General features: G+C 38.8%; 19 protein-coding genes. 2 read left to right on the top strand and 17 right to left on the bottom strand.

The features are described 5' to 3' along the window. Positions 1-221 precede the first annotated feature (221 nt). The gene (gene alr / locus AC52J8_RS11085; RefSeq protein WP_069036047.1) at positions 222-1,514 is read left to right on the top strand and encodes an alanine racemase; all 1,293 of its coding nucleotides are present in this window, start codon (positions 222-224) and stop codon (positions 1,512-1,514) included. Positions 1,515-1,662: 148 nt separating this feature from the next. Here the strand turns inward: alr and pobA are convergent, their stop codons facing one another. Then, positions 1,663-2,877: a 4-hydroxybenzoate 3-monooxygenase gene (gene pobA, locus AC52J8_RS11090; RefSeq protein ID WP_496538776.1), complete on the bottom strand. Its 1,215-nt coding sequence runs from the start codon at positions 2,875-2,877 to the stop codon at positions 1,663-1,665. A 141-nt stretch (positions 2,878-3,018) separates the two neighbouring features. Between pobA and pobR the strand changes: the two genes are divergently transcribed. Next, complete coding sequence (pobR, locus tag AC52J8_RS11095) at positions 3,019-3,834, top strand: IclR family transcriptional regulator PobR (protein ID WP_017385546.1); 816 nt, start codon at positions 3,019-3,021, stop codon at positions 3,832-3,834. A 163-nt stretch (positions 3,835-3,997) separates the two neighbouring features. On the opposite strand, the gene AC52J8_RS11100 is transcribed toward pobR, so the two are convergent. The 16 genes from AC52J8_RS11100 to paaA all read right to left on the bottom strand — a co-directional run bounded on the left by AC52J8_RS11100 (position 3,998) and on the right by paaA (position 21,333). After that, positions 3,998-4,642 carry a glutathione S-transferase family protein gene (locus AC52J8_RS11100; protein ID WP_086399994.1) on the bottom strand — a complete coding sequence of 215 codons (645 nt, stop codon included), beginning with the start codon at positions 4,640-4,642 and terminating at the stop codon, positions 3,998-4,000. Positions 4,643-4,867: 225 nt separating this feature from the next. Beyond that, positions 4,868-5,416 (bottom strand): TetR/AcrR family transcriptional regulator, encoded by a 549-nt coding sequence (locus tag AC52J8_RS11105; protein WP_086399995.1) that lies wholly within the window; start codon positions 5,414-5,416, stop codon positions 4,868-4,870. A gap of 725 nt (positions 5,417-6,141) precedes the next feature. Further along, positions 6,142-9,714: an NACHT domain-containing protein gene (locus tag AC52J8_RS11110; protein WP_086399996.1), complete on the bottom strand. Its 3,573-nt coding sequence runs from the start codon at positions 9,712-9,714 to the stop codon at positions 6,142-6,144. A gap of 250 nt (positions 9,715-9,964) precedes the next feature. Next, a complete protein-coding gene (locus AC52J8_RS11115; protein WP_005041585.1) occupies positions 9,965-10,348 on the bottom strand; it encodes a PaaI family thioesterase in 384 nt (127 codons plus the stop codon). Between the two features lie 77 nt (positions 10,349-10,425). Then, positions 10,426-11,031 (bottom strand): DapH/DapD/GlmU-related protein, encoded by a 606-nt coding sequence (locus AC52J8_RS11120; protein WP_086611322.1) that lies wholly within the window; start codon positions 11,029-11,031, stop codon positions 10,426-10,428. Next, positions 11,018-11,983: a PaaX family transcriptional regulator gene (locus AC52J8_RS11125; RefSeq protein WP_203079912.1), complete on the bottom strand. Its 966-nt coding sequence runs from the start codon at positions 11,981-11,983 to the stop codon at positions 11,018-11,020. Before AC52J8_RS11125 ends, AC52J8_RS11120 begins: the two co-directional genes overlap by 14 nt. Positions 11,984-12,036: 53 nt before the next feature. Further along, positions 12,037-13,326: a phenylacetate--CoA ligase PaaK gene (paaK, locus tag AC52J8_RS11130; protein WP_000377856.1), complete on the bottom strand. Its 1,290-nt coding sequence runs from the start codon at positions 13,324-13,326 to the stop codon at positions 12,037-12,039. Positions 13,327-13,366: 40 nt separating this feature from the next. Next, on the bottom strand, positions 13,367-14,575 hold the full coding sequence (pcaF, locus tag AC52J8_RS11135; RefSeq protein WP_086399998.1) for a 3-oxoadipyl-CoA thiolase: 1,209 nt from the start codon (positions 14,573-14,575) through the stop codon (positions 13,367-13,369). 12 nt (positions 14,576-14,587) lie between these two features. After that, positions 14,588-16,126, bottom strand: coding sequence for a 3-hydroxyacyl-CoA dehydrogenase (locus AC52J8_RS11140; protein ID WP_086399999.1), 1,539 nt, complete (start codon positions 16,124-16,126; stop codon positions 14,588-14,590). 2 nt (positions 16,127-16,128) lie between these two features. After that, positions 16,129-16,920, bottom strand: coding sequence for a 2-(1,2-epoxy-1,2-dihydrophenyl)acetyl-CoA isomerase PaaG (gene paaG, locus AC52J8_RS11145; RefSeq protein ID WP_086355189.1), 792 nt, complete (start codon positions 16,918-16,920; stop codon positions 16,129-16,131). Then, entirely contained in the window at positions 16,920-17,693 is a 774-nt protein-coding gene (locus AC52J8_RS11150; protein ID WP_086355190.1) for an enoyl-CoA hydratase-related protein, read from the bottom strand. Before AC52J8_RS11150 ends, paaG begins: the two co-directional genes overlap by 1 nt. Positions 17,694-17,701: 8 nt before the next feature. Beyond that, positions 17,702-18,763, bottom strand: coding sequence for a 1,2-phenylacetyl-CoA epoxidase subunit PaaE (gene paaE / locus AC52J8_RS11155; RefSeq protein ID WP_086355191.1), 1,062 nt, complete (start codon positions 18,761-18,763; stop codon positions 17,702-17,704). Positions 18,764-18,786: 23 nt separating this feature from the next. Beyond that, entirely contained in the window at positions 18,787-19,287 is a 501-nt protein-coding gene (gene paaD / locus AC52J8_RS11160) for a 1,2-phenylacetyl-CoA epoxidase subunit PaaD (protein WP_086400000.1), read from the bottom strand. A 16-nt stretch (positions 19,288-19,303) separates the two neighbouring features. Next, a complete protein-coding gene (paaC, locus tag AC52J8_RS11165) occupies positions 19,304-20,059 on the bottom strand; it encodes a 1,2-phenylacetyl-CoA epoxidase subunit PaaC (RefSeq protein WP_086400001.1) in 756 nt (251 codons plus the stop codon). A 12-nt stretch (positions 20,060-20,071) separates the two neighbouring features. Next, complete coding sequence (gene paaB, locus AC52J8_RS11170; protein WP_000389648.1) at positions 20,072-20,362, bottom strand: 1,2-phenylacetyl-CoA epoxidase subunit PaaB; 291 nt, start codon at positions 20,360-20,362, stop codon at positions 20,072-20,074. 32 nt (positions 20,363-20,394) lie between these two features. Beyond that, positions 20,395-21,333, bottom strand: a complete 939-nt coding sequence (gene paaA, locus AC52J8_RS11175; RefSeq protein WP_004887791.1) for a 1,2-phenylacetyl-CoA epoxidase subunit PaaA — start codon at positions 21,331-21,333, stop codon at positions 20,395-20,397. Positions 21,334-21,361 lie beyond the last annotated feature (28 nt).

A 21,361-nucleotide genomic window follows, 5' to 3' on the forward strand; every position in this document is an offset into this window, starting at 1 on the left:
GTATATTTAGATTTAATTAAGATTAATTGAAATTAGATTTGCATTTTTTCAATTTAGTTTAAGCAAAATTAAACTTTACTTAACAGCGACTATAATATTTTAAGGAGAAAGTATTATTAAGACCAAATCGTGTGACATTTTAAATCAATTATATTTCAGTACTTAACCATAAAAATCCACCCAGCATTAAATTATATTTAGCCAGGAAAGATTAAAAACTCATGAAACTTAAAACAAAATTTTCTCATCTCGCTTATAGCTGTGCATTAATATTATTCGGTTCGGTACAATTTGCTCATGCAGCGCCTTTACTTACTCCCCATGTTACAAATGAAGTAAGCCCTGCTCCTACAGCAAATGCATGGATTGAAATTGATACTCAAGCTTTTGAAGATAATATTAAAAGGACAAATCAGTTACTTAATGGCAAAACACAACTTTGTATAGTCATGAAAGCTAACGCATACGGCCATAGTATTGATCTACTTATGCCAAGTGTTATGAAGTTAAACGTATCTTGTATTGGCATTACCAGTAATGCTGAAGCGGCTATGGTGCGTAAGCATGGCTATAAAGGCAAAATTACACGTTTACGTACCGCCACAGATAGTGAAATTATCAATGCACAGGCGTTAAATATTGAAGAGCTTTTAGGTAATTATGACCAAGCTGCTCGTATGTCTAAATGGGCAGAAGCGAACAATACAACTGTTCATTACAGCTTGGCTTTAAATTCAGGCGGTATGGATCGTAATGGTCTTGAAATGTCTACGGCTTTAGGCAAAGAACAAGCTGTGGCGATCACCAAACTTCCCCATCTTAAAATTGACGGCATTATGACCCACTATGCTGTAGAAGATGAAAAATTTGTTCGTGAGCGTCTGGCGCAATTTAATGAACAAACCGCATGGTTGATTAAAAAAGCCAAACTGAATCGTAAAGAATTAACATTACATACGGCTAATTCATTTGCTACTGTAAATGTTCCTGAATCACATTTAGATATGGTTCGTGCAGGCGCAATTATATATGGTGATTTTCCTAATCACCCTGAATTTAAAGGCATGATGGCATTTAAAACACAAATTGCCGCGGTTAATAATTACCTGAAAGATTCAACTGTAGGTTATGACCAAACCTATACTTTGAAACGTGACTCTAGACTCGCAAACCTCCCTGTAGGTTATTCGGATGGCTACCGTCGTAGTTTTAGTAATAAAGCTTTTGTATTAATCAATGGACAAAAAGCGCCAGTGGTTGGTCGAGTCTCAATGAATACAGTTATGGTTGATGTAACAGATATTCCAGAGGCAAAAGCAGGTGATGAAGTTGTATTATTTGGTCATCAAGGCAATGCGGAAGTTAAAACGAGTGATTTAACCAGCCTTACAGGCCATATTTTGACAGAAGCCTATATCCCTTGGAGTAACTCTAATCCACAAGTGATTAAACCCCTTCAATCTCAGCAACAAGTGATATTAACCAATAATAAAGTTACGGCAACCGCTGAATAAACTTTAGGTGAATTGATAGGTAGCCCTATATTTTGAAAAGTATCGGGCTACTTTTAGCCGAATTACATCTTTTAAGCGATTTTATTCCATCCAGTTTTTTACATAAAAAAAGAGCATTTGCATGCTCTTTTTATTTCTTATCTAGCCTTTAGCTTGCGTGCTTGAAACTATCAATTTGCTTAATCTCATAAGGCAAACCAACATAGTTTTCGGCCAATGTGGTTTTACCTGCAATCGAGCCAAGCACATAACTTAACTCGGCTTGTTTAATCTTGTGATCAAACTCACTTTCAGTTTCAAAACGATGCAATAAATGAGTCATCCACCAAGAAAAACGCTCAGCTTTCCATACACGTTGTAGGCATTTTTCAGAGTATTCATTTATACCTTGCTCGGAACCTTCGACATAATATTCAACAAGCGCACTTGATAAATAAGCAATATCAGAAGCCGCGAGGTTTAAGCCTTTTGCTCCTGTCGGGGGAACAATATGCGCAGCATCGCCAGCTAAAAATAGTTTTCCAAAACGCATTGGTTCGGTCACAAAGCTACGTAACGGCGCAATACTTTTTTCAAAAGAAGGTCCTGTGACTAACTTTTCACGACTTTCAGGGTCTAGGCGGTTTTTTAACTCATCCCAGAACTTTTCATCTGACCAATCTTCCACATGATCTGTTAAAGGGACTTGTAAATAATAACGGCTACGTGTTTCTGAACGCATACTACATAAAGCAAATCCACGCTCTGACTGTACGTAAATGAGTTCATCGGCTACAGGTGGCACATCGGCCAACACCCCTAACCAGCCAAACGGATAAACTTTTTCAAAGGTTTTAATTTTATCTTCTGGCACGCTGGCACGGCAGACACCATGGTAGCCATCACACCCTGCTATAAAATCACACTGAATTTGAAAAGCTTTACCTTGATACTCAAACTCAACTTTTGGTGCAGTGTAAAAATCTTTTACTTGTACATTTTGAGCTTCATAAAATGAAGTGAGCTGCTCTGCTTCACGCGCAGTCATTAAATCTTTGGTGACTTCGGTCTGACCATATACGGTCACTTGTTTACCACCAGTGAGTGCTGCCAAATCAACGCGATGCAATTCACCATTGGTTAAGATTTCAATGCCCGAATGCGGTAATCCTTTGTCTTTTAAGTTTTGGTCAACGCCTGCTTGTTTCAGTAAGTCGACCGAAACTTGCTCTAAAATTCCTGCACGAATCCGTGAAGCCACATATTCAGCACTACGTTGCTCAACAATAATATGGTCGATGCCAGCTTTATATAGAAGTTGCCCAAGCAATAAACCAGCTGGTCCAGATCCAATAATTGCAACCTGTGTCTTTAAAATATCCATAACTTCATCCTTGTTTCATCCTGACTTTTAAATTACTGGCTTTAAGTTTTGTGCACTATGTATCCAAGACGAAAATAACCGTTTATCATTTAGTTTGTCCGAATAGCGGACAGAAAAAACCAAAATAACAGGAATGAAAGGATGCCTTCTCTCGATGCTTTTTTAGAGCACCCGAACTCGCATGAGAAAATTCGTCAAGAAGACTACATTGCAGGGTTAGCAAAAGGCTTAGCTTTACTGGAAGCTTTTGGAACAGATCGGCAACGGCTCAATGTCACTCAAGTGGCTGAACGAACCGGTATAAGCCGTACAGCGGCAAGGCGTTATCTAAAAACTTTAAAATACTTAGGCTATTTAGAAACCGATGAACATTACTTTTGGCTCACTCATCGCGTGCTGCGCTTTTCGAGTTCTTATTTAAGCTCTGCCCATCTGCCTAAAGTTGCTCAGTCATTTTTAAATCTTTTGTGTGCGCAGACATCTCTTACTTTTTCGATTGTGGTATTAGACGATAACGAAGTGGTGCCAATTGCGCGTAGCTATTTACCACAGCAAGATAATTTACGTGTAAGCCCTTATGGTATGCACTTAGGAAACCGACTGCCTGCCCATGCCACTTCCACGGGTAAAGTATTGCTGGCAGCACTGCCCGAAGAAGCTCAACATACGTGGGTAAAAAATTATGGTTTAAAGCGCTTAACCCCTTTTACCATTGTAGATGAGTCAAAGTTTTTTGAAGTGCTTAAGGGTATTTCGTTATCGGATTATTGCCTTTCTAAAGAAGAACATGAGCTTGGCGTGATTGCGATTGCAGTGCCCGTATTTAACGCCCAAGGTCAAGCCATAGCAGCGCTTAACTGTATGTCTCAAACCAACCGTGTACAAGAAGATTATTTAGTTCAGCAAATTTTGCCATTACTGCGTAACACGGCAAATGAACTTAGAAATGTGATTTAAATAGACTTAGAAACTCTTGTCATCAATTAGAGGTACAAGAGTTTCAGCTCATGATTTTAAATGGCGAATTCTTTAACTCGCTGGTTTAGCAGAACTCATGAAATAATGAATACGAGCCAATTGAGCAGCTAAACAATATTGGAAAAATGACTTACAGCAATTTTTAGGCATTGGTATGTTGATGAAGATTTTGTTCAATAGACATGGCTTTTTGCCAACTTTCTAGGTTTTCGAGACCTTTTACATATTGCTCAATATTGAGATATTTTGATCGAATATTTAAAGAATTAATTAGACCATAGACTACGAAACCAATCATAAAATCGGCACCCGTTAAGTTATCGCCTACTAAGAATCTTTTGCCTACTAATTGTTGATCTAAATACGAAAATACTTTATCCAACTCAGTTTGCGCATATTGGTCCAAGAACTTTAATTGAGTGCCATTTTTTAACTCAATCGAATTAAAAATATTTAATAAATATGGAACCATAGCCGAACTTTCTGAAAAATGAACCCATTGTAAATAATCAAGATAACTATCTGAATCTTTTACGGGCATAAGTTGAGGAGCAAACTTTTCAATCAAAATTTCTACAATTGCACCTGATTCTACAATTACTTTTCCATTAAGCTCAATCACTGGTGATTTTCCTAAAGGATGAATATTTTTTAATTCTTGAGGTGCAAGATTTGTAGCTTTATCTCGAAAATAACTTTTTAATTCATAAGGTTGATTAATTTCTTCAAGTAACCACAGAATGCGAAATGAGCGTGAAGCATTTAAATGATGAAGAATAATAGACATTAATTTTCTCTTTTAAACTAGAAGGTCAACAAAGTAAGGCCTCACTATATAGATTAGTAGACGACCGGTCTAATATTTTTTGTTATCAGCCCTGCATTTGTCTGATTAAGCAATAAAATAAATGTCTTAAAAGTCTAAAAACCACATCCGTAGATATGGTGACAAACGGTTTTTAATTTTATCGATTGTTTAGCGCATTCTGCGGCATCAAATTACATCACCTACCTAAACTGCAAAAAAACAATCCAACATCTTTTCCCGCTCGATTGCCCCATCTGAACTTAAAAGCTGAATGATTGCGCCTTCAATCATATATAAAAATAGTTTGGCATCTTGAAAGGTCGCATCAGTTTTTAGTTTTATAAGCTGGCTATAGATTTCATTCAGCAACCATGTGCGATATCTCACTGCGGTGATATAGGCTTTTGGATAGGTCAGTTTCGTTTCAAACATGGCTTTAAATAATAGATAGTACATCCCCTCTACATCGGTATGTAAGAAATAAAGCTGTTTGAGTTTATCGGCCGCGCTTGTGTCTTGGGCGTACTCAACAATTGAGACCACTTTTTCTTTTAATCGTTCTTTCTGCACGATTAAACAGATTTCAATAAACCGCTCTTTGGAGTGAAAAAAGTTATAAAAAGTCGCTTTAGTAATTTCGCATTCTTTCACAATTCGATCTACCCCAACGGTATGAAAGCCACGATAGTGAAATAAATCAATCGACTTGTTGATGACTTGTATGGCACGGGAAGAAAGCACTAACTTTGGCATAGTTTTACCGTTATAAAAATTTTTGTTGTATGTAGAGATAAAAAAGCCTGTGCCGTTTTTGGGAGAAAAAAAGGCACAGCAAAGCCGTAAAGACTGTGCTTGGCACATCTCAAGTTTTGTTGTTGCTAAGTTTTAAGTAAAAATGACTTTAAGCCTGAAAATCTTAAGGCGTTCAAGCTGCTTTAATTTTTAAGCTGTGTCGTTATAGCTTTTGGCATTGAGAGCCAAGAAATAATGGATGTGCAAAGCCAACTCCTTTTTATTGGGAGTTCTGCCGACATTAAAATTATGGTGGCAGAACGAGAAAGGGTTCGCGGACTGGGTAAGATAAACCAGCACACCCGAAGGTGTCCCTCTCCCGTCCTACCGCAACGGGAGGAGACGAGGAGTCTACACATAAGACTATCCCTCAGAAAGGAATAAATCTGATGTGATCTTACAGCGGTCCGCGACGACCGACTGGCAATGTAGGCCAGCAGGCAAAGAATAGTGCCCAACCCTATTGCAGTCAAGCACGCAAAATGCCATTTGTTTTAAATTAAATCATTAGAAAAGTAAGGCTAAATAATGAAGGAGTTATTGTTAAGTGGGGATTGTAGAGAGAGGATTTTCTAGGCTTAATGCGGTGCTAATTTTGAAATGTAAGTGGGAAATTAGAAGTTCGTTAACACTTTATTAATCTTGTATATAAGTGAAGAAATAAAAAATTAGAAATATTGTTTTACTCACTCTAACGCCCTTAAATAAACTGACCAATATGTTCTTTCTAATATTTCTTGAATTTTAGGACTTTTACCTTTTAGGTTACATATTTCCTTTAATATTAAAAAATCGCTTCTAGTGCCTAAATACTCAAGATTTGATGAAATAATATCTACTGCTAGATCACTATAATTATTTTTCAACCAATCAAACATTATCGTTATAGATTCATTTTTATTCCAACCCTGTCTAATACAATCATCTAACCATCTATCAGCTCTGAAAACTTTACCTTCATCAAGTTCCTGTGAAAGAATAGTTGTATCAATGTTTAAATAGTTCGGGCGGTCATTTGGTAGTAAAGGCCCAATAACTTGTATTGCGAAATCTTTCCATCCTTTTTCCAAACAAATTTCGAATAAATCTAATTTAGACACATCATCTAAATATTGAATATAAGGCTTTATTGCCACTACCTGTTCGTAACGATGAATTCCTTTTCGATCTTTATCTTTAAAACCCCAGCGAAAACTAAAATATTTAAAGCATTCATTCAAATTTCTTCCATGTAAAGAATTACTCACTAATGACACCATTTTTTCAGTTGCCACTAGTAGTGCAATATGTATAAAAATATCATATTGATTTATATGTTCCCAATATTTTTCAAGTAATTTTTCTGATTTTGAAATTGATATTTTTTCAAAAATTTCATCTAGTAACCAACAGTTATCCTCATTGATTGTTGAAATTTGGTCTTCTAATATTAATTCAAATTTCTCATGCCAGATATGGCGAATGACTTGCCACCAATAATTTGAATCACTTTCTCTTATTTTTACTACTAACTGATCCACTATACTTAAATCTTTATATTGAGCTTTTGCCATTAAGACACGGTCATAAATTTCATCTTCATTCGAAATAGTTTGAAGAATTTCTAGATCTCCATCATCAGGACTACTAACCCAAATACTTAAAGCATGCTTTCGTGCAAAAGAATTATTTTTTTCGTTTATAAATATTTCTTTTAATCTATTTTTGGAGGAGTGACATAATGATTTACCTTCGTCAAAAGCACGAACCACATCATCAGCTATCAACCCCCAAGTATGACTTCCTCTTCTATCCCAATCTGCTAGTTTATTCACTTGAGCTTCTAAAACATCAGGGTGATCTACTAATCTTAATAAAAACAGAATATAATTTTTTAAATCATTCTTCTTTGCATAATTTAGTAAATACTCAATACTCGACTGGGTTGGCAAATAGTATTTAAATTTAAAATCTAATGTGTATCTTGTGAATGAATTTTTAGGAGACCTTTGATACTCATTTTTTTCTTCCGATAAATTATTCCAATAATCTAGAACTATATCTAATAACTCAACTGAACTTTCATCACAAATTCGTGATAAAACCCAGAATATATAAAGATAATCCTTTTCCTCTTCCTTAATATTATCTATTGCTAATTTTACAGACTCCAAATAAATCTTATCCCCTATATAGCCAATCATAATAAATAGCGAATTAACAATAAAAATATCTGTATTTTTATCTTTAAGTAGTTCAATTATTTTATCTTTTAAGCTATTTTTATATTTTTTTACAATAAATTCAATAACCAATGGAACTTGTAAATAATTTGCACCAAAACTAAAGAATTTTATCCATTTTATACCATCAATTAAATTACCATTTTTAAAACCACACTCATAATAGACATGTTGATGATCTTGCTTAGGATATAATTTAAGTAATTTTAAAATTGATGGATGTACCAATTCATTTAAAATCGTGAGCGACTTAAACCGTAAGGTTCTCTTGCCTAAGTTTTGATTTTCTTCTTTTTTTAGCCAATTTGAAATAGCGTTTAAACAAGTATTACCATACGCAGAGTTACTTTTAATAGCATAATAATAAGCATATATACCTATCAAAAAATTTTTATGCATCAGTAAGTTAAGTTTTTGGATATCCAACAATGCTAGGAAACACGATAAACCGACTGTTTCTGAAAAATATGGATCTGTCAAAACCTCTAAATATTCATCTGCTTCTAAAGTATGCTGTATAGCTTGAGCCATAAGAAGAAATTTAATTTTGTCATGACGAAAAATAATATTATTCTTATCATCAAGCCTTATAATTCTTCCATCATCAAGTATATTTCTAAGATCTGATTTTTCATCACGAGTTAAAGAACTGGATAATTGGTTCAAATTAATTTCATTTATCTTATTAAAGATACTATATGAAATACTTTTTAAAAGAGTTTTTTCTAGATCATAACGAAATTTTTCTTTTTGATTTGCAATATTTTCTAATGTATTTACAATAAAATCTTCAAGAATTTTATCAGTAGCTCCCCTCACTCTATAATTGAATAAATCTAGTAGTAGTGGGTCATTACCGACTTGTTTTGCAATATGCTTTAACGTTAAATCATCAATATCAACCTCATCTAATTGACATCGCTTTTTTAATGCTTCTAATGCTTGCTCATCTGTATAATTATCTAAGTAAAGATATGAAAATCCATTTATAGATAACTCTTCTTTAAGCTTCAGTGAAAGTGTACTTATTTTTTGATACCATACAGGACATAGAATATTTATTCTTTTTTCATTACTTGCCCATGAGTTAATTTTTTGAATTAATTGTTCAGTATTATTTGTATTATTAATATCCTCAATTAATAGGATTAAAGGATTTTCCGAAGAACATAGCTCTAAAGCCTTTCCTCCAGCCCCCTTTATCAAGCGATCAGAATATCTAAGTAATTCTTTTTCAATAGCCTCATCTAGATTTAAAGAGTTTTGTATATTTTCTTCTCTAAGTACTAAAACTGGCTGTCGTTTATCTAGTTTCTTAAGGATATGATTTGTACAAATCGTAGTTTTCCCCGAACCAGAAGTTCCAATAACTAAATTTAAACTTTGAAATTTTATATCATCACGTTCAACGAAAAGCTCCTGCTTAAAATCCAAATGTAAAGTACTTAAGCTACCTATTCTCAGAAGCTCTTCATAAGATAAAACCGTGGGTAAAACATCAAAATATTTATGTCGAATTACTTGTCCATTCGGATCATTATCCAAAAATGATGCAATTCTTGAGTTTGACCATATGTCAAGTTCGATATGATGTTGCGAAGCAAGTTCATGGGCCTGAATACGTATTTCTTGAGGTTCTTCACTATTACACATCAAGGCTAATCTAGCTTTTAAATTAGTACTTCCTTGTCTAATCTTAGCTAACTCTTTAATTGCTTTAACTAAATCGCCATCACTTCCTGTAGGTTTACTTCCCTTTCTAGGCGTAACATTATCTAAATCTCTTAACCATTTTATGTCTAAATCATTGCGCGAAGTCGTGGTATGTGCTACTGCAACTACCCTATTGTCACCATTCACATAACTCCAACCGACATTATCCAAAGGTGCTTTAATTGTTTTACCTTGCGGATTCATGCCTTGATGAGAAATACTTTTATAAATTTCAGGCTCAGCAAATCTCAGTACATCTGAAGCCAAACGTTCAAATAAACCTGCATCAGTAATATTGGCTAAAGCTATGTTAGTTTCATTCATAGTTTATGATATTAAATAATTCATATATTTTTGATTAGTATAATAAAAAATCACCATTATGGGCTGTCTTTTTTCTTTTAAGTAGCTGATTCAAATGTAAACAATATTTATTCTTTTTTATTACTTCAATAACTCGAATTATTACCCCCTTCTTCAACTACGATGGAGGACTTACGTTTAATTGGATTGAATTACATAGTATCTAATTACTCCGAAATGCCTAGCAGTGGAATGAGCTTGATACCCCAGATCACGGTGCAAGCCTGTAACACGTAGAGGTAAATAAAGCGACTCTATTATTCAAACCGTCTGTTATTAACACTTCATAATGCGCAAATTTTTTACTACTTCCGACCTTAGTTGCCGTTGCAAATAACACCTTATCTTTTGCACCGCTCATATAGCGAATATCAGCCTGTAAGCCAGTATATGGCGCATCCCCTGCATTACAAGCCATCGCAAAAGCGATATCGGCTAAAGAAAATATGACTCCGCCATGCACGCCGCCCAATGCATTCATGTGCTCGTCTTTTACATTAAGCTGACAACGCGCTTCATCAAAACTGCGATGCAGCACTTGTACACCCAATAATTCTGCGAATTGATCAACCGCAGTATTTTCCATTTTTTGCACAAACGTCTCCCTACTCGTGCGAGTATTCCTTAAGTGTTATAAATCTATCTATATTGAAATCGACTGATTAAAAGCCGTTAAACGCTATCTTGTTTAATCTGATAGTTTGAAGAACTAAAATCCTTATAGGTCAGGCGGTCATCTGACTCTGAGCTTAAAGGCTGAACTTCTTGCATTGAGTTTAAGCAGCGCTGTGCAAGCTCAATGTATTCTTGCGTGCCTCTAGTTTTCCACTTTTTTTCTTGTTCTGATAAATCACGTGCAACCTTGGCAGGACTGCCCATTGCCAATACATTTGCCGGAATAATATCTTTGGTTTTGACCAGACTATTTGCGCCAATAATGGTGTTTTCACCAATTTCTGCGTAGTCCAAAATTACGCTGTTCATGCCCACCAAAACATTTTTTCCAATGCGGCAACCATGTAAAGTTGTGCCATGCCCAATGTGGCCCATTTCCTCAACTAAGGTCACGCTTTGCGGAAAACCATGTACGGTGCAGCTATCTTGTACATTGGCATTTTGCTTAATATGGATACGTCCAAAATCGGCACGCAATGAAGCAAATGGCCCCACATATACGCCCGCTTCAATAATCACATCACCAATTAAAACAGCCGTTGGGTGTACAAAAGCCTCTGGACTAACGACTGGAATAACACCGTCAATACTATAACAAGGCATGATTTAACCTCTCATTTGTCGCAACCAAACCTCCGAAACGGCGCCAATAATGTGCTGTGGCATTTGGCATTGGTCCTTCTGCTGTTGCGGCAACAGACAAGAAGTATTCATCGGCAGGTTCAAATACTTTTTTATAAATATTCATTGATAAAGTTCGTGCACTAATCGCAGGCCAGTCAGTTGGCAATAACTCAAGCGGTAATGCAGGGTCTTTCAATAAAATCCGTCGATAATAATGAATTAGCAAAGTTCGAATTTGAAAGGCCTGAACAGGTTCGAGTTGTTCATTTTCCTGCATCAGCAACACACCAATTTCTCTAAAAATATCGAGAAACTGTAGATATCTTTGGCGTAATTCATCGATGGGCCAGTTGGTTCTGAGCATACGACCAATGGTATCGACCGAATTATTAAAGAGCTGCAAGGTTTCGGCTTTAAACACCACCACTTGCTCACTCATATTTAAATCAACCAACAAGCGTTGCAGTTCAATACGGTTACAACCCGGATAAGCCATTAAGTTTATCGAAATATTGGCAAATCCTAACCATTCGAGTTCTTTCTTTAACAACGCTTTATTTTCAGTGTCGAGGCTAGACATCAGAATAAGATCCCAATAATGGTCCCACTCTTTCATCTGGTCGTTATAAATGCGTTGCTCGGCCTGCAAATAGGTCGAACGGCTTGAATCGGTAATTCGATAAAAACTGGTTCTGCCAATTTTGTCTGAACATAACCAATCATTTTTAACTAAACGAAAAACAGAGGTTCTTACAGCACGGTCATTAAAACCAAATAGCTCTAATAACTGAATCAGGCTTGCAAGACTAATATTTCCACCCCGATGAAGTACTGAATCTCCAAAAATTGTCGAAATAAGCGAAGTTCCACTTAAGGTTTCATTCTTTACAACAGAATCAATTATTTGCTGTATTTTTGCACTCATACTCATGTCTTGGCGTTTAGTTTCAGGGTATAGATTCTATACCCTGAATGATCTTGATGTTAAGCAATCTGACGCATATCGATTACCCGCTTTGCCTTACCTTCCGAACGAGGTAAGGTCGCTTCTGTCACTACTTCTACAGTAACGCTAATCCCAATCATGGTTTTAATGCGTTTCATCAACTCCTGAGCAAGTTGATTGGCCTGTATAGTACAGTTATGACACATCTCTGTACGAATATGCAAAGTATCCATATGGCCTTTTTTAGTCACCAAAATTTCATAATTTGGAACTAAATGCGGAACTTGCAAAATTTGCTCTTCAATTTGGGTCGGGAAAACGTTCACACCGCGAATAATCAGCATGTCGTCACTACGGCCCACAATTTTATCCATCTTACGCATAGCCAGATTTTCACCCGGTAGTAAGCGGGTCAAATCACGAGTACGGTAACGAATAATCGGTAAGCCTTCTTTGGTAATGGTTGTAAAGACTAGCTCGCCAAGTTCGCCATCTTTACAGACTTCACCCGTTTCAGGGTTAATAATTTCTGGGTAGAAATGATCTTCCCAAATGGTTAATCCCTCACCCTCGCCTAGACATTGCATGGCAACGCCCGGCCCCATGACCTCAGACAAGCCATAAATATCGAGCGCTTTAATATTAAGGCGTTCTTCAATTTCACGGCGCAGTTCGTTGGTCCACGGCTCGGCACCAAAAATACCGACTTTTAAAGACGTATTACGTGCAGTACCAAATTGTTGCTCGAGCTTTTCAATAATACTCACGCAATAGGATGGCGTAACCATAATTGCAGTCGGTTTAAAGTCTTGAATAAGCTGAACTTGCTTTTCAGTTTGCCCGCCAGACATTGGAATAACCGTTGCACCTAAGCGCTCGGCACCATAATGTGCGCCTAGACCACCTGTAAATAGTCCATAGCCATAAGCCACCTGAACCATATCTTTCGCAGTTAAACCTGCCATGCGTAAGCAACGCGCAACAATGTCCGACCAAGTATTAATATCTTTTTGGGTATAACCCACCACTGTCGGTTTACCCGTTGTGCCTGATGATGCATGTAAACGCACAATTTGCTCTTGTGGCACAGCAAACATCCCAAACGGATAGTTATCTCTTAAATCCTGTTTGGTGGTAAATGGAAACTTTGCCAGATCGTCTAAAGTGACGAAGTCATCAGGATGTACACCTGCCTCATCGAACTTTTTCTTATAGACCGGACTATTTTCATATACAAAAGTCAGGGTTTGCTTTAACCGTTTAGTTTGCAGCTCTCTAAGCTCTGCAAGTGTTAATTGCTCAACATTATCCATTGTAAGGCTGTCCATCGCCTCTCTCCTCATTATGTAATTTTAAAAACCGTCTGAATTAATTTAAGTTTTCCAAAATCAGTGCAACGCCTTGTCCAACACCTACACACATCGTGCAAAGTGCATAGCGTCCACCGCGTTTTTTTAGCTCACGTGTTGCGGTAATCACTAAACGTGTACCACTCATACCTAACGGATGGCCTAACGCAATCGCACCACCATTTGGGTTCACGCGTTCATCGTCATCTTTTAGACCAAGTTCACGCATACAAGCCAAAGATTGGGCTGCGAATGCTTCATTTAGTTCAATCACATCCATCTGATCTAGCGTTAAACCTGTTTGCTTTAAAATTTTCTGCACAGCCGGAACAGGACCTATACCCATATATTTGGGTTCAACCCCTGCACTTGCAATGCCAATTACACGTGCTAAAGGTTTTAAACCATGTGTATCTGCAAATTCACGGTTGGTAATTAACACACAAGCAGCGCCATCATTTACACCAGAGGCATTTCCGGCAGTCACCGAGCCACCTTCTTTTTTAAATGGCGCTTTTAGTTTTGCCAGTGCTTCAAGTGTCGTTTCACGCGGATGTTCATCGCGATTCACCACACTCACATTTTTCTTACGGTCTACAATCTCGACAGGCAAAATCTCATCGTTAAAGAAACCGTTTTGTTGTGCCGCAGCGGTTTTTTGTTGGCTACGCAAGGCAAACGCATCTTGGTCTTCACGACTAATCTGGTATTTTTCAGCTACATTTTCGGCAGTTTCAGGCATACTGTCGGTGCCGTATTGTGCTTTAAGTTGTTTATTTACAAAGCGCCAGCCAATGGTTGTGTCATAAATTTCAGGTGTACGACTAAAAGCCTCTGTCGGTTTAGATTGTACAAATGGTGCACGGCTCATTGACTCAACACCACCTGCCAACACAAACTGCGCTTCGCCTGCTTTAATTGAGCGTGCAGCAAGTCCCACCGCATCTAAACCCGATGCACACAAACGATTGACGGTCATGGCAGGAACTGTATCAGGTAAGCCTGCTAACAGTGTTGCCATACGTGCAACGTTACGGTTGTCTTCACCTGCTTGGTTAGCACATCCCAAAAATACTTCGTCTACCGTATTCCACGGCAAGTTCGGGTGTTTATCTTTTAAATATTTGATGGGCAATGCAGCTAAATCATCTGCACGTACAGCACTTAAGGCACCTGCATATCGTCCAATTGGGGTACGAATAAAATCGCAAATTAAAACGTCTTCCATGTTGACTCCTGATTATGCAAATTCGGTCATATCACGTGAATATTGAGTAGCAATGTTTTGAGTTTTCGCTACGTATTGCTTGAGGTAGATACTCGCGCGATATTTTTCCTCTCCATACAGTGCATATAAATTATTTAAGGTTTGGAGCACATAAGCACCGCCCATTTGTGTCAACCACTGGTAAGGACCCTTAGGATAATTCACTCCATATTTCATGGCATTATCAATATCTTCCAGACTCGCAACTCCATGTAAACTTGCTTCGCAGGCTTCATTAATGAGTAAAGCGATGGTGCGTAAGGTTAATAGTGCCGGATGGTCTTTAATCCACATCACGCTGATACCAAACTGTGCAAAGTAAGCTTCAACTTTAGCTAGATCACTTGCTTCACAAAGTTCGTTATGACTGAGTACTAAAGCCTCTGCCTGCTCAAAATCATGATGCCAATCCATTAAAACCACTTTACGGCTTAAGTAATGAATATTGGCCGACTCACCTTGGCTTAAACGCAAGTCGATATCATCAATTTGAAGAATATTGTCGTCACTCGCAGATCCGCTTTTTAAACCTAAACGCATTAAAAAAGCTGGTAGCTGAGACCAAGTCCCTTTTAGCTGAATATGAGCATCAACTGGTTTGGCAACTACAGCTTGAGGCTGAAATGTCTCGTACTGATTTTTTTCGTTATAACTATAAAATCCCTGTTTTGACTTACGGCCCCAAGCACCCGCATCGACCAATTCTTTTTGAATGAGGCTTGGGCGGTAGCGTGGTTCGTAAAAGAACTCTTGGTAAACACTTTGGGTTACCGAAAAGTTAACATCTTGCCCAATGAGGTCGGTGAGTTCACACGGCCCCATCGCAAAACCGCCGCATTGCTTTAAGGCATAGTCTAGCTGGTCGTAGCTAGTGACTTGTTCTTGCAGTGCTCTAAAGCCTTCTGCATAAAACGGACGTGCAATTCGGTTAACAATAAAACCAGGAGTCGACTTGGTGAGTACCGGAATTTTTTTCCAATTCAACATTAAGTTTTTTAAAGCCAAACATAAGCTGTTTGGAGTTTTTAAGCCTTGTACAATTTCAACCAGTTTCATGACTGGCGCAGGGTTAAAAAAGTGTAAACCCACTACGCGCTCAGGGTGAGCAATGCCAGCCGAAATTGCAGTCACTGAAATTGAAGATGTGTTACTTGCAAAAATAGTTTGCGCACTACAAATTTCAGCAAGCTGTTTAAATAAAGACTGTTTAACTTCTTTTTTCTCAACAACTGCTTCAATCACCAAGTCAGCATCACGCAGCGCTTCAATTTGATTGACCACCGTTAAACGTGCTAAAGCTTCATCAGCTTGCTGCTGAGTGAGCTTGCTCTTTTCAACCAGCTTTTTAAACGTCTGCCCTAAGCCTTGAGCGGCTTGTTGCGCTTTTTGAGCGTCCAGATCATATAAAACGGTCGAGTGGCCATTGACGATGGCTAACTGGGCAATGCCGATGCCCATGGTGCCAGAACCAATGACGGCAATTCGGGCACAAGATAAATCTAAATCTGTCATGCTTAGCGCCCTTTAAAATTTGGTTCACGTTTATTCATAAAGGCTTGTACCCCTTCACGATAATCTTCGGAACGACCCGCAATACGTTGTAAATCTCGCTCTAACAGCATTTGCTCATCAAAGGTGTTATTGCTTGATTGATGAATGGCTTTTTTAATAAGAGATAGACCAAAAGTAGGCTGTTTCGCTAAACGTTCAGCGATTTCAGTCACCTTTGTTTTAAGTTCAGCATCTTCAACGACATCCCAAATCATGCCCCATTCTTTTGCGGTTTCTGCTGGGAGCTTGTCACCTAACAAAGTTAAACCCATCGCACGCGCATGACCTACAGCACGTGGTAAAAACCATGTACCCGCAGAGTCTGGAACTAAACCTAAGCGACAAAATGCTTGTACGAAGTTTGCCGATTTAGCTGCAATCACCAAGTCACACGCCAGTGCAATATTTGCCCCTGCACCTGCTGCCACACCATTTACCGCGCAAATGACAGGCTTTGGCATATTTACAATCGTTTTAATGAGCGGGTTATAGTAAGTTTCAATGGAATATCCTAAATCTGGAGCTTCAGCGTTTGGGTCAACTACACGGTCCCCTAAATCTTGCCCTGCACAAAAGCCGCGACCTTCGCCACTAATCACAACACAGCGAACTTCCGGATTTTTAGTCCACAGATTTAAAACCTCAGCCACTTCACGGTGCATATCAACGTTAAAGCTATTCAGTGCTTTTGGGCGGTTAAATGTCAGGTAGCCAACACCATTTTTTTCTTCAGCAATAATATTTTGATAGTCCATCACTCACCTCTAAACACTGGCTTTCTTTTCTCAAAGAAAGCATTAATCCCTTCGTTTCGATCTTTTGTAGCCGCCAACCAGACAAAGTTTTGACGTTCAAACTTGAGTCCCTGACTTAAAGTCGTTTCATGAATACTTTTAATTGATTGTTTAATCACGCGAATCGCTAATGGTGCTTGTTTGGCAATTTTGGCTGCAAGTTGAACCGCATATTCAACGGTTAATTCAGTCGGCACCACTTGACTGCAAATGCCATGTTGCTCCGCCTGTTTTGCCGAAATCATCTCACCTGTCATGGCCCAGCGCATGGTGAGTTGTTGTCCAACCAAGCGCGCTAAACGCTGTGTTCCGCCTGCACCCGGCAACATCCCAAGGCCAATTTCAGGTAAAGCAAAACGGGCATTTTCACCGCAAATCACCATATCCGAATGTAAAACCAACTCAAACCCGGCACCTAAGGCATAACCATTAACTGCGCTAATGAGTGGCTTACTAAACGCATCAATTTTTTGCCAAAGCTTCGGGCGAATATCGAGTTGCAAAGTCACGGCGTCCATTGCAGCCAACTCGCTAAGATCTGCTCCAGCCGCAAAACATTGTGAGTTACCCGTTAAAACCACCGCTTTGACTTGAGCATTGTGTTCAGCTTCTTCGAGCAAATCGCATAAACACTGCAATGTTGCATTGTTTAAAGCATTTCTTTTTTCCGGACGGTTTAGGGTTAATAACAAAACACCGTCAGTTGCTGTGCTGGCTTTGATCAACTCTTGCATGACAGCCTCTACTCATCAAAACTCAAACGAACATTTGGGCCTTTCGGTAAGGTTTGACAGCTCAGCACATAGCCCTTTTCAACTTCGTCTTTTTCAAGGCTATAGTTAAGGAACATATCGACTTCACCAGAAACAACTTTACAACGACAAGTCGCACACACCCCACCTTTACAGGCATACGGTAAGTCGGCACCAGCACGTAAAGCCGCATCAAGAATACTTTCATCGTCCTGAGCCACAGAAACAATCAGCTCACGACCATCTAAAATGATGTTTACTTTTTCTTCTTTACGATTTGCATCCGCTTCAACACTACGTTTACGCGCTTGGCCTGTGTGGAAACGTTCAGTGTGGATTTTTTCTTTTGCAATACCATAGTTTGGCAAAGTGCTTTCTACGGCATTCATCATTTCGTCTGGACCACAGGCAAACACATGGTCAAAACTCGTTTCAAGCACATCAAAATCAAAAAGCTGTTTTAGCTTTTCTTCATCAATACGACCATTCATCAGTTCACTATCGTTGAACTCACGAGAAAAAATATTGATGAGCTGAAAGCGTTCTTTAAACTGATCTTTCAAATCCATAATTTGCTCGGCAAACATGGTTTGTTTCCATGAGCGATTGCCATAGAGCAAGGTAAATTTCGCTTCAGGTTGTTCAAATAAAACTTGCTTAACAATCGATAAAATTGGGGTAATACCACTGCCCGCAGCAACGCCTAAATAGTTTTGTCCACCGATCTTGGCTGCTTTTTGAAAAAACACACCTTGTGGTGGCATCACTTCAAGCACATCACCCACTTTTAAATGGTCATTTGCCCAGTTTGAAAATTGCCCTTGATCAATTTTTTTAACCGCAATACTGATGTCTTCTTTGCCCGCATAGCTACAAATTGAATAACAACGACGGATTTCACCCGCTTCGGTTAAATGGCGAATGGTTAAGTGTTGACCCGGTTGAAATTGAAATTGTTCTTGTTGTTCAGGTACAACGTCAAATGCAATACAAATTGCCTGATCGGTTTGCGGTGTAATACTTTTTACTTTTAATGGTACAAATTGGCTCATGGCTGATTTCCTTATCTAAAGACTTAAATACATTTGAAGTAATCAAAAGGCTCAAGACAGTCCTGACATTTATAAAGTGCTTTACAGGCGGTAGAACTAAACTCTGTTAACAGTCGGGTATGTCGGCTTTTACAACGTGGGCACTCGACACCATTTGTTAAGTGAACATGAGTTCCACATTGATGCGCCAACCCTTCAGGTGGTGCAATGCCATAAACTTGCAGTTTCTTTTTACCCGCTTCAGACATCCAGTCCGTGGTCCATGCTTCTGATAAATCGACCATGACTTTGACCGGTGTCAAAGCTTCTGCGGCAAATGCCTCCACAATTTGTGCTTTGAGCATATCTGTTGCTGGGCAACCGCTATATGTCGGAGTTAGACGAACAATAATTTCTTGTTGATCGTTAATCTCTACACCGCGAATCATGCCTAAATCCACAACAGATAAAACCGGAATTTCAGGGTCACTTACCGTTTGTAGAACATCCCAACATTGGTCGATGCAATGACGAATCATTTGCATGGCTCACCTCCTTGTCTTACCAGGTCATTCCCGGATAAGTTCTTTGAATACATTGCATTTCAGCCAACAAATAACCCAAATGCTCGGTATGCAATCCTTGTTTCGCACCACGGCGATAAGCACCATTTACAGCAACATTTAATTCAAAACGCTTAAGCTCATCTGCAATGGTTTGGTTCCATTGTTCTTTTTCATTTGAAAAATCTGGAATCACGCCTTGTGCAACTAGTGCTTTTTCGTCTGCATTAAGTTCAAATAACTCAGCGGTAAAGCGCCATAAATTATTTAATCCGCCTTGTACACGTTGATGTGCTTCATCTGTGCTTAAACTTAAACGTTCCATCCAGCTTGTCGAAAAGCGGATGTGATACTTCACTTCTTTTAAAGATTTGACAGCAAGGGCGCTTAATTCAGGAAGTGAGCTTTGCGCTAAAGCAGTAAATAAATGAAGATGATAATGATCCATCAACCACTGGCGTACTATCGTTTGTGCAAAATCACCATTTGGCTGTTCGCACAACAAGAGGTTTAAAAACTCACGTTCTGTACGGAAATACGCAAGTTGGTCTTCATCACGTTGAGCTTCATCATATTGACCTGCCAACGTCAGAAAGTTTCTTGCCTGACCTAACAAGTCCAAACCGATATTTGCTAAGGCAATATCAATTTCTAGCTCAGGTGCATGCCCGCACCATTCAGCCAAACGCTGAGATAAAACCAGTTGACTGTCGCCAATATGTAATAAGAATTTAGATAAAACTGAATGATTCATTTGCCATTCCCCTTACATGTGCTCAATGCCATCTGGGATATGGTAAAAAGTCGGGTGACGATAAACCTTGTCTAGAGAAGGATCGAAAAATTCAGCTTTTTCATCTGGCTGTGATGATTTAATCAGTTCAGAACGAACCACCCAAATGCTAATTCCTTCATTACGGCGCGTGTAAACATCACGAGCATGTTGCAATGCGATTTCATCATCAGGTGCTCTTAAGCTGCCTACATGACGGTGGCTTAAGCCTTGTTTACTACGTACAAATACTTCGTAGAGCGACCAGTTGTTTTTATCTTCCATTTTGATTTCCTCAAATTTTTCCATAAATCTTGTTAAGCCACTTTGTTCGCTTCAAGCTGCTGTTTTTTCGCGTAGACCACTGCTGCATCACGAACCCATTTGCCGTTTTCCCATGCTTTACGGCGTGCTTCGATACGCTCGTGATTACATGGTCCACGTCCGGCAATCACTTCATTAAATTCGTGCCAGTCAATCTCGCCAAACTCATAGTGGCCTGTTTCTTCATTGAACTTTAAATCCGGGTCCGGTACTTCCAAGCCAAGTTGCAACACTTGTGGCACGGTGTTATCAACAAACTTTTGACGTAATTCATCGTTACTAAAGCGTTTGATTTTCCACGCCATGCTTTGTGCGCTGTTTGGAGAATGCTCATCACTTGGACCAAACATCATCAGTGCTGGCCACCAATAGCGATTTACCGCATCTTGTGCCATCTGTTTTTGTTCTGGCGTACCGTTTGCCAAAGCCATCATGGCTTCAAAACCTTGGCGTTGGTGGAAACTTTCTTCTTTACAAATACGTACCATCGCACGTGCATATGGCCCATATGAAGTACGGCAAAGCGCAACTTGGTTCACAATGGCTGCCCCATCGACAAGCCAGCCAATTGCAGCGACATCTGCCCAAGTCAAAGTTGGATAGTTAAAGATTGATGAGTATTTCATTTTCCCATTAATCAACTTTTCCATCATGTCATCACGGTCAGCACCTAAGGTTTCTGCTGCGCTATACAGATATAAACCATGACCCGCTTCATCTTGTACTTTCGCGAGCAAAACCGCTTTGCGTTTTAAAGTTGGCGCACGAGTAATCCAGTTTCCTTCAGGCAACATACCTACAATTTCAGAATGGCCATGTTGCCCGATTTGACGAATCAATGTTTTGCGGTAGGCATCAGGCATTTGATCCTTAGCCTCGATCGTAATTTCATTGGCAATATTTTGTTCAAATTTCTGGTAATTGTTTTCCATTCTTTCATTCCCTGTAGGTATCACCCTT

The sequence above is a fragment of the Acinetobacter sp. S-1 genome (assembly GCF_059579785.1).

Coding starts and splice junctions, on each gene's coding strand:
- alr (WP_069036047.1), top strand. CDS start 222: ATGAAACTTAAAACAAAATTTTCTCATCTCGCTTATAGCTGTGCATTA.
- pobA (WP_496538776.1), bottom strand. CDS start 2,877: ATGGATATTTTAAAGACACAGGTTGCAATTATTGGATCTGGACCAGCT.
- pobR (WP_017385546.1), top strand. CDS start 3,019: ATGCCTTCTCTCGATGCTTTTTTAGAGCACCCGAACTCGCATGAGAAA.
- AC52J8_RS11100 (WP_086399994.1), bottom strand. CDS start 4,642: ATGTCTATTATTCTTCATCATTTAAATGCTTCACGCTCATTTCGCATT.
- AC52J8_RS11105 (WP_086399995.1), bottom strand. CDS start 5,416: ATGCCAAAGTTAGTGCTTTCTTCCCGTGCCATACAAGTCATCAACAAG.
- AC52J8_RS11110 (WP_086399996.1), bottom strand. CDS start 9,714: ATGAATGAAACTAACATAGCTTTAGCCAATATTACTGATGCAGGTTTA.
- AC52J8_RS11120 (WP_086611322.1), bottom strand. CDS start 11,031: ATGCCTTGTTATAGTATTGACGGTGTTATTCCAGTCGTTAGTCCAGAG.
- AC52J8_RS11125 (WP_203079912.1), bottom strand. CDS start 11,983: ATGAGTATGAGTGCAAAAATACAGCAAATAATTGATTCTGTTGTAAAG.
- paaK (WP_000377856.1), bottom strand. CDS start 13,326: ATGGACAGCCTTACAATGGATAATGTTGAGCAATTAACACTTGCAGAG.
- pcaF (WP_086399998.1), bottom strand. CDS start 14,575: ATGGAAGACGTTTTAATTTGCGATTTTATTCGTACCCCAATTGGACGA.
- AC52J8_RS11140 (WP_086399999.1), bottom strand. CDS start 16,126: ATGACAGATTTAGATTTATCTTGTGCCCGAATTGCCGTCATTGGTTCT.
- paaG (WP_086355189.1), bottom strand. CDS start 16,920: ATGGACTATCAAAATATTATTGCTGAAGAAAAAAATGGTGTTGGCTAC.
- AC52J8_RS11150 (WP_086355190.1), bottom strand. CDS start 17,693: ATGCAAGAGTTGATCAAAGCCAGCACAGCAACTGACGGTGTTTTGTTA.
- paaE (WP_086355191.1), bottom strand. CDS start 18,763: ATGAGCCAATTTGTACCATTAAAAGTAAAAAGTATTACACCGCAAACC.
- paaD (WP_086400000.1), bottom strand. CDS start 19,287: ATGCAAATGATTCGTCATTGCATCGACCAATGTTGGGATGTTCTACAA.
- paaC (WP_086400001.1), bottom strand. CDS start 20,059: ATGAATCATTCAGTTTTATCTAAATTCTTATTACATATTGGCGACAGT.
- paaB (WP_000389648.1), bottom strand. CDS start 20,362: ATGGAAGATAAAAACAACTGGTCGCTCTACGAAGTATTTGTACGTAGT.
- paaA (WP_004887791.1), bottom strand. CDS start 21,333: ATGGAAAACAATTACCAGAAATTTGAACAAAATATTGCCAATGAAATT.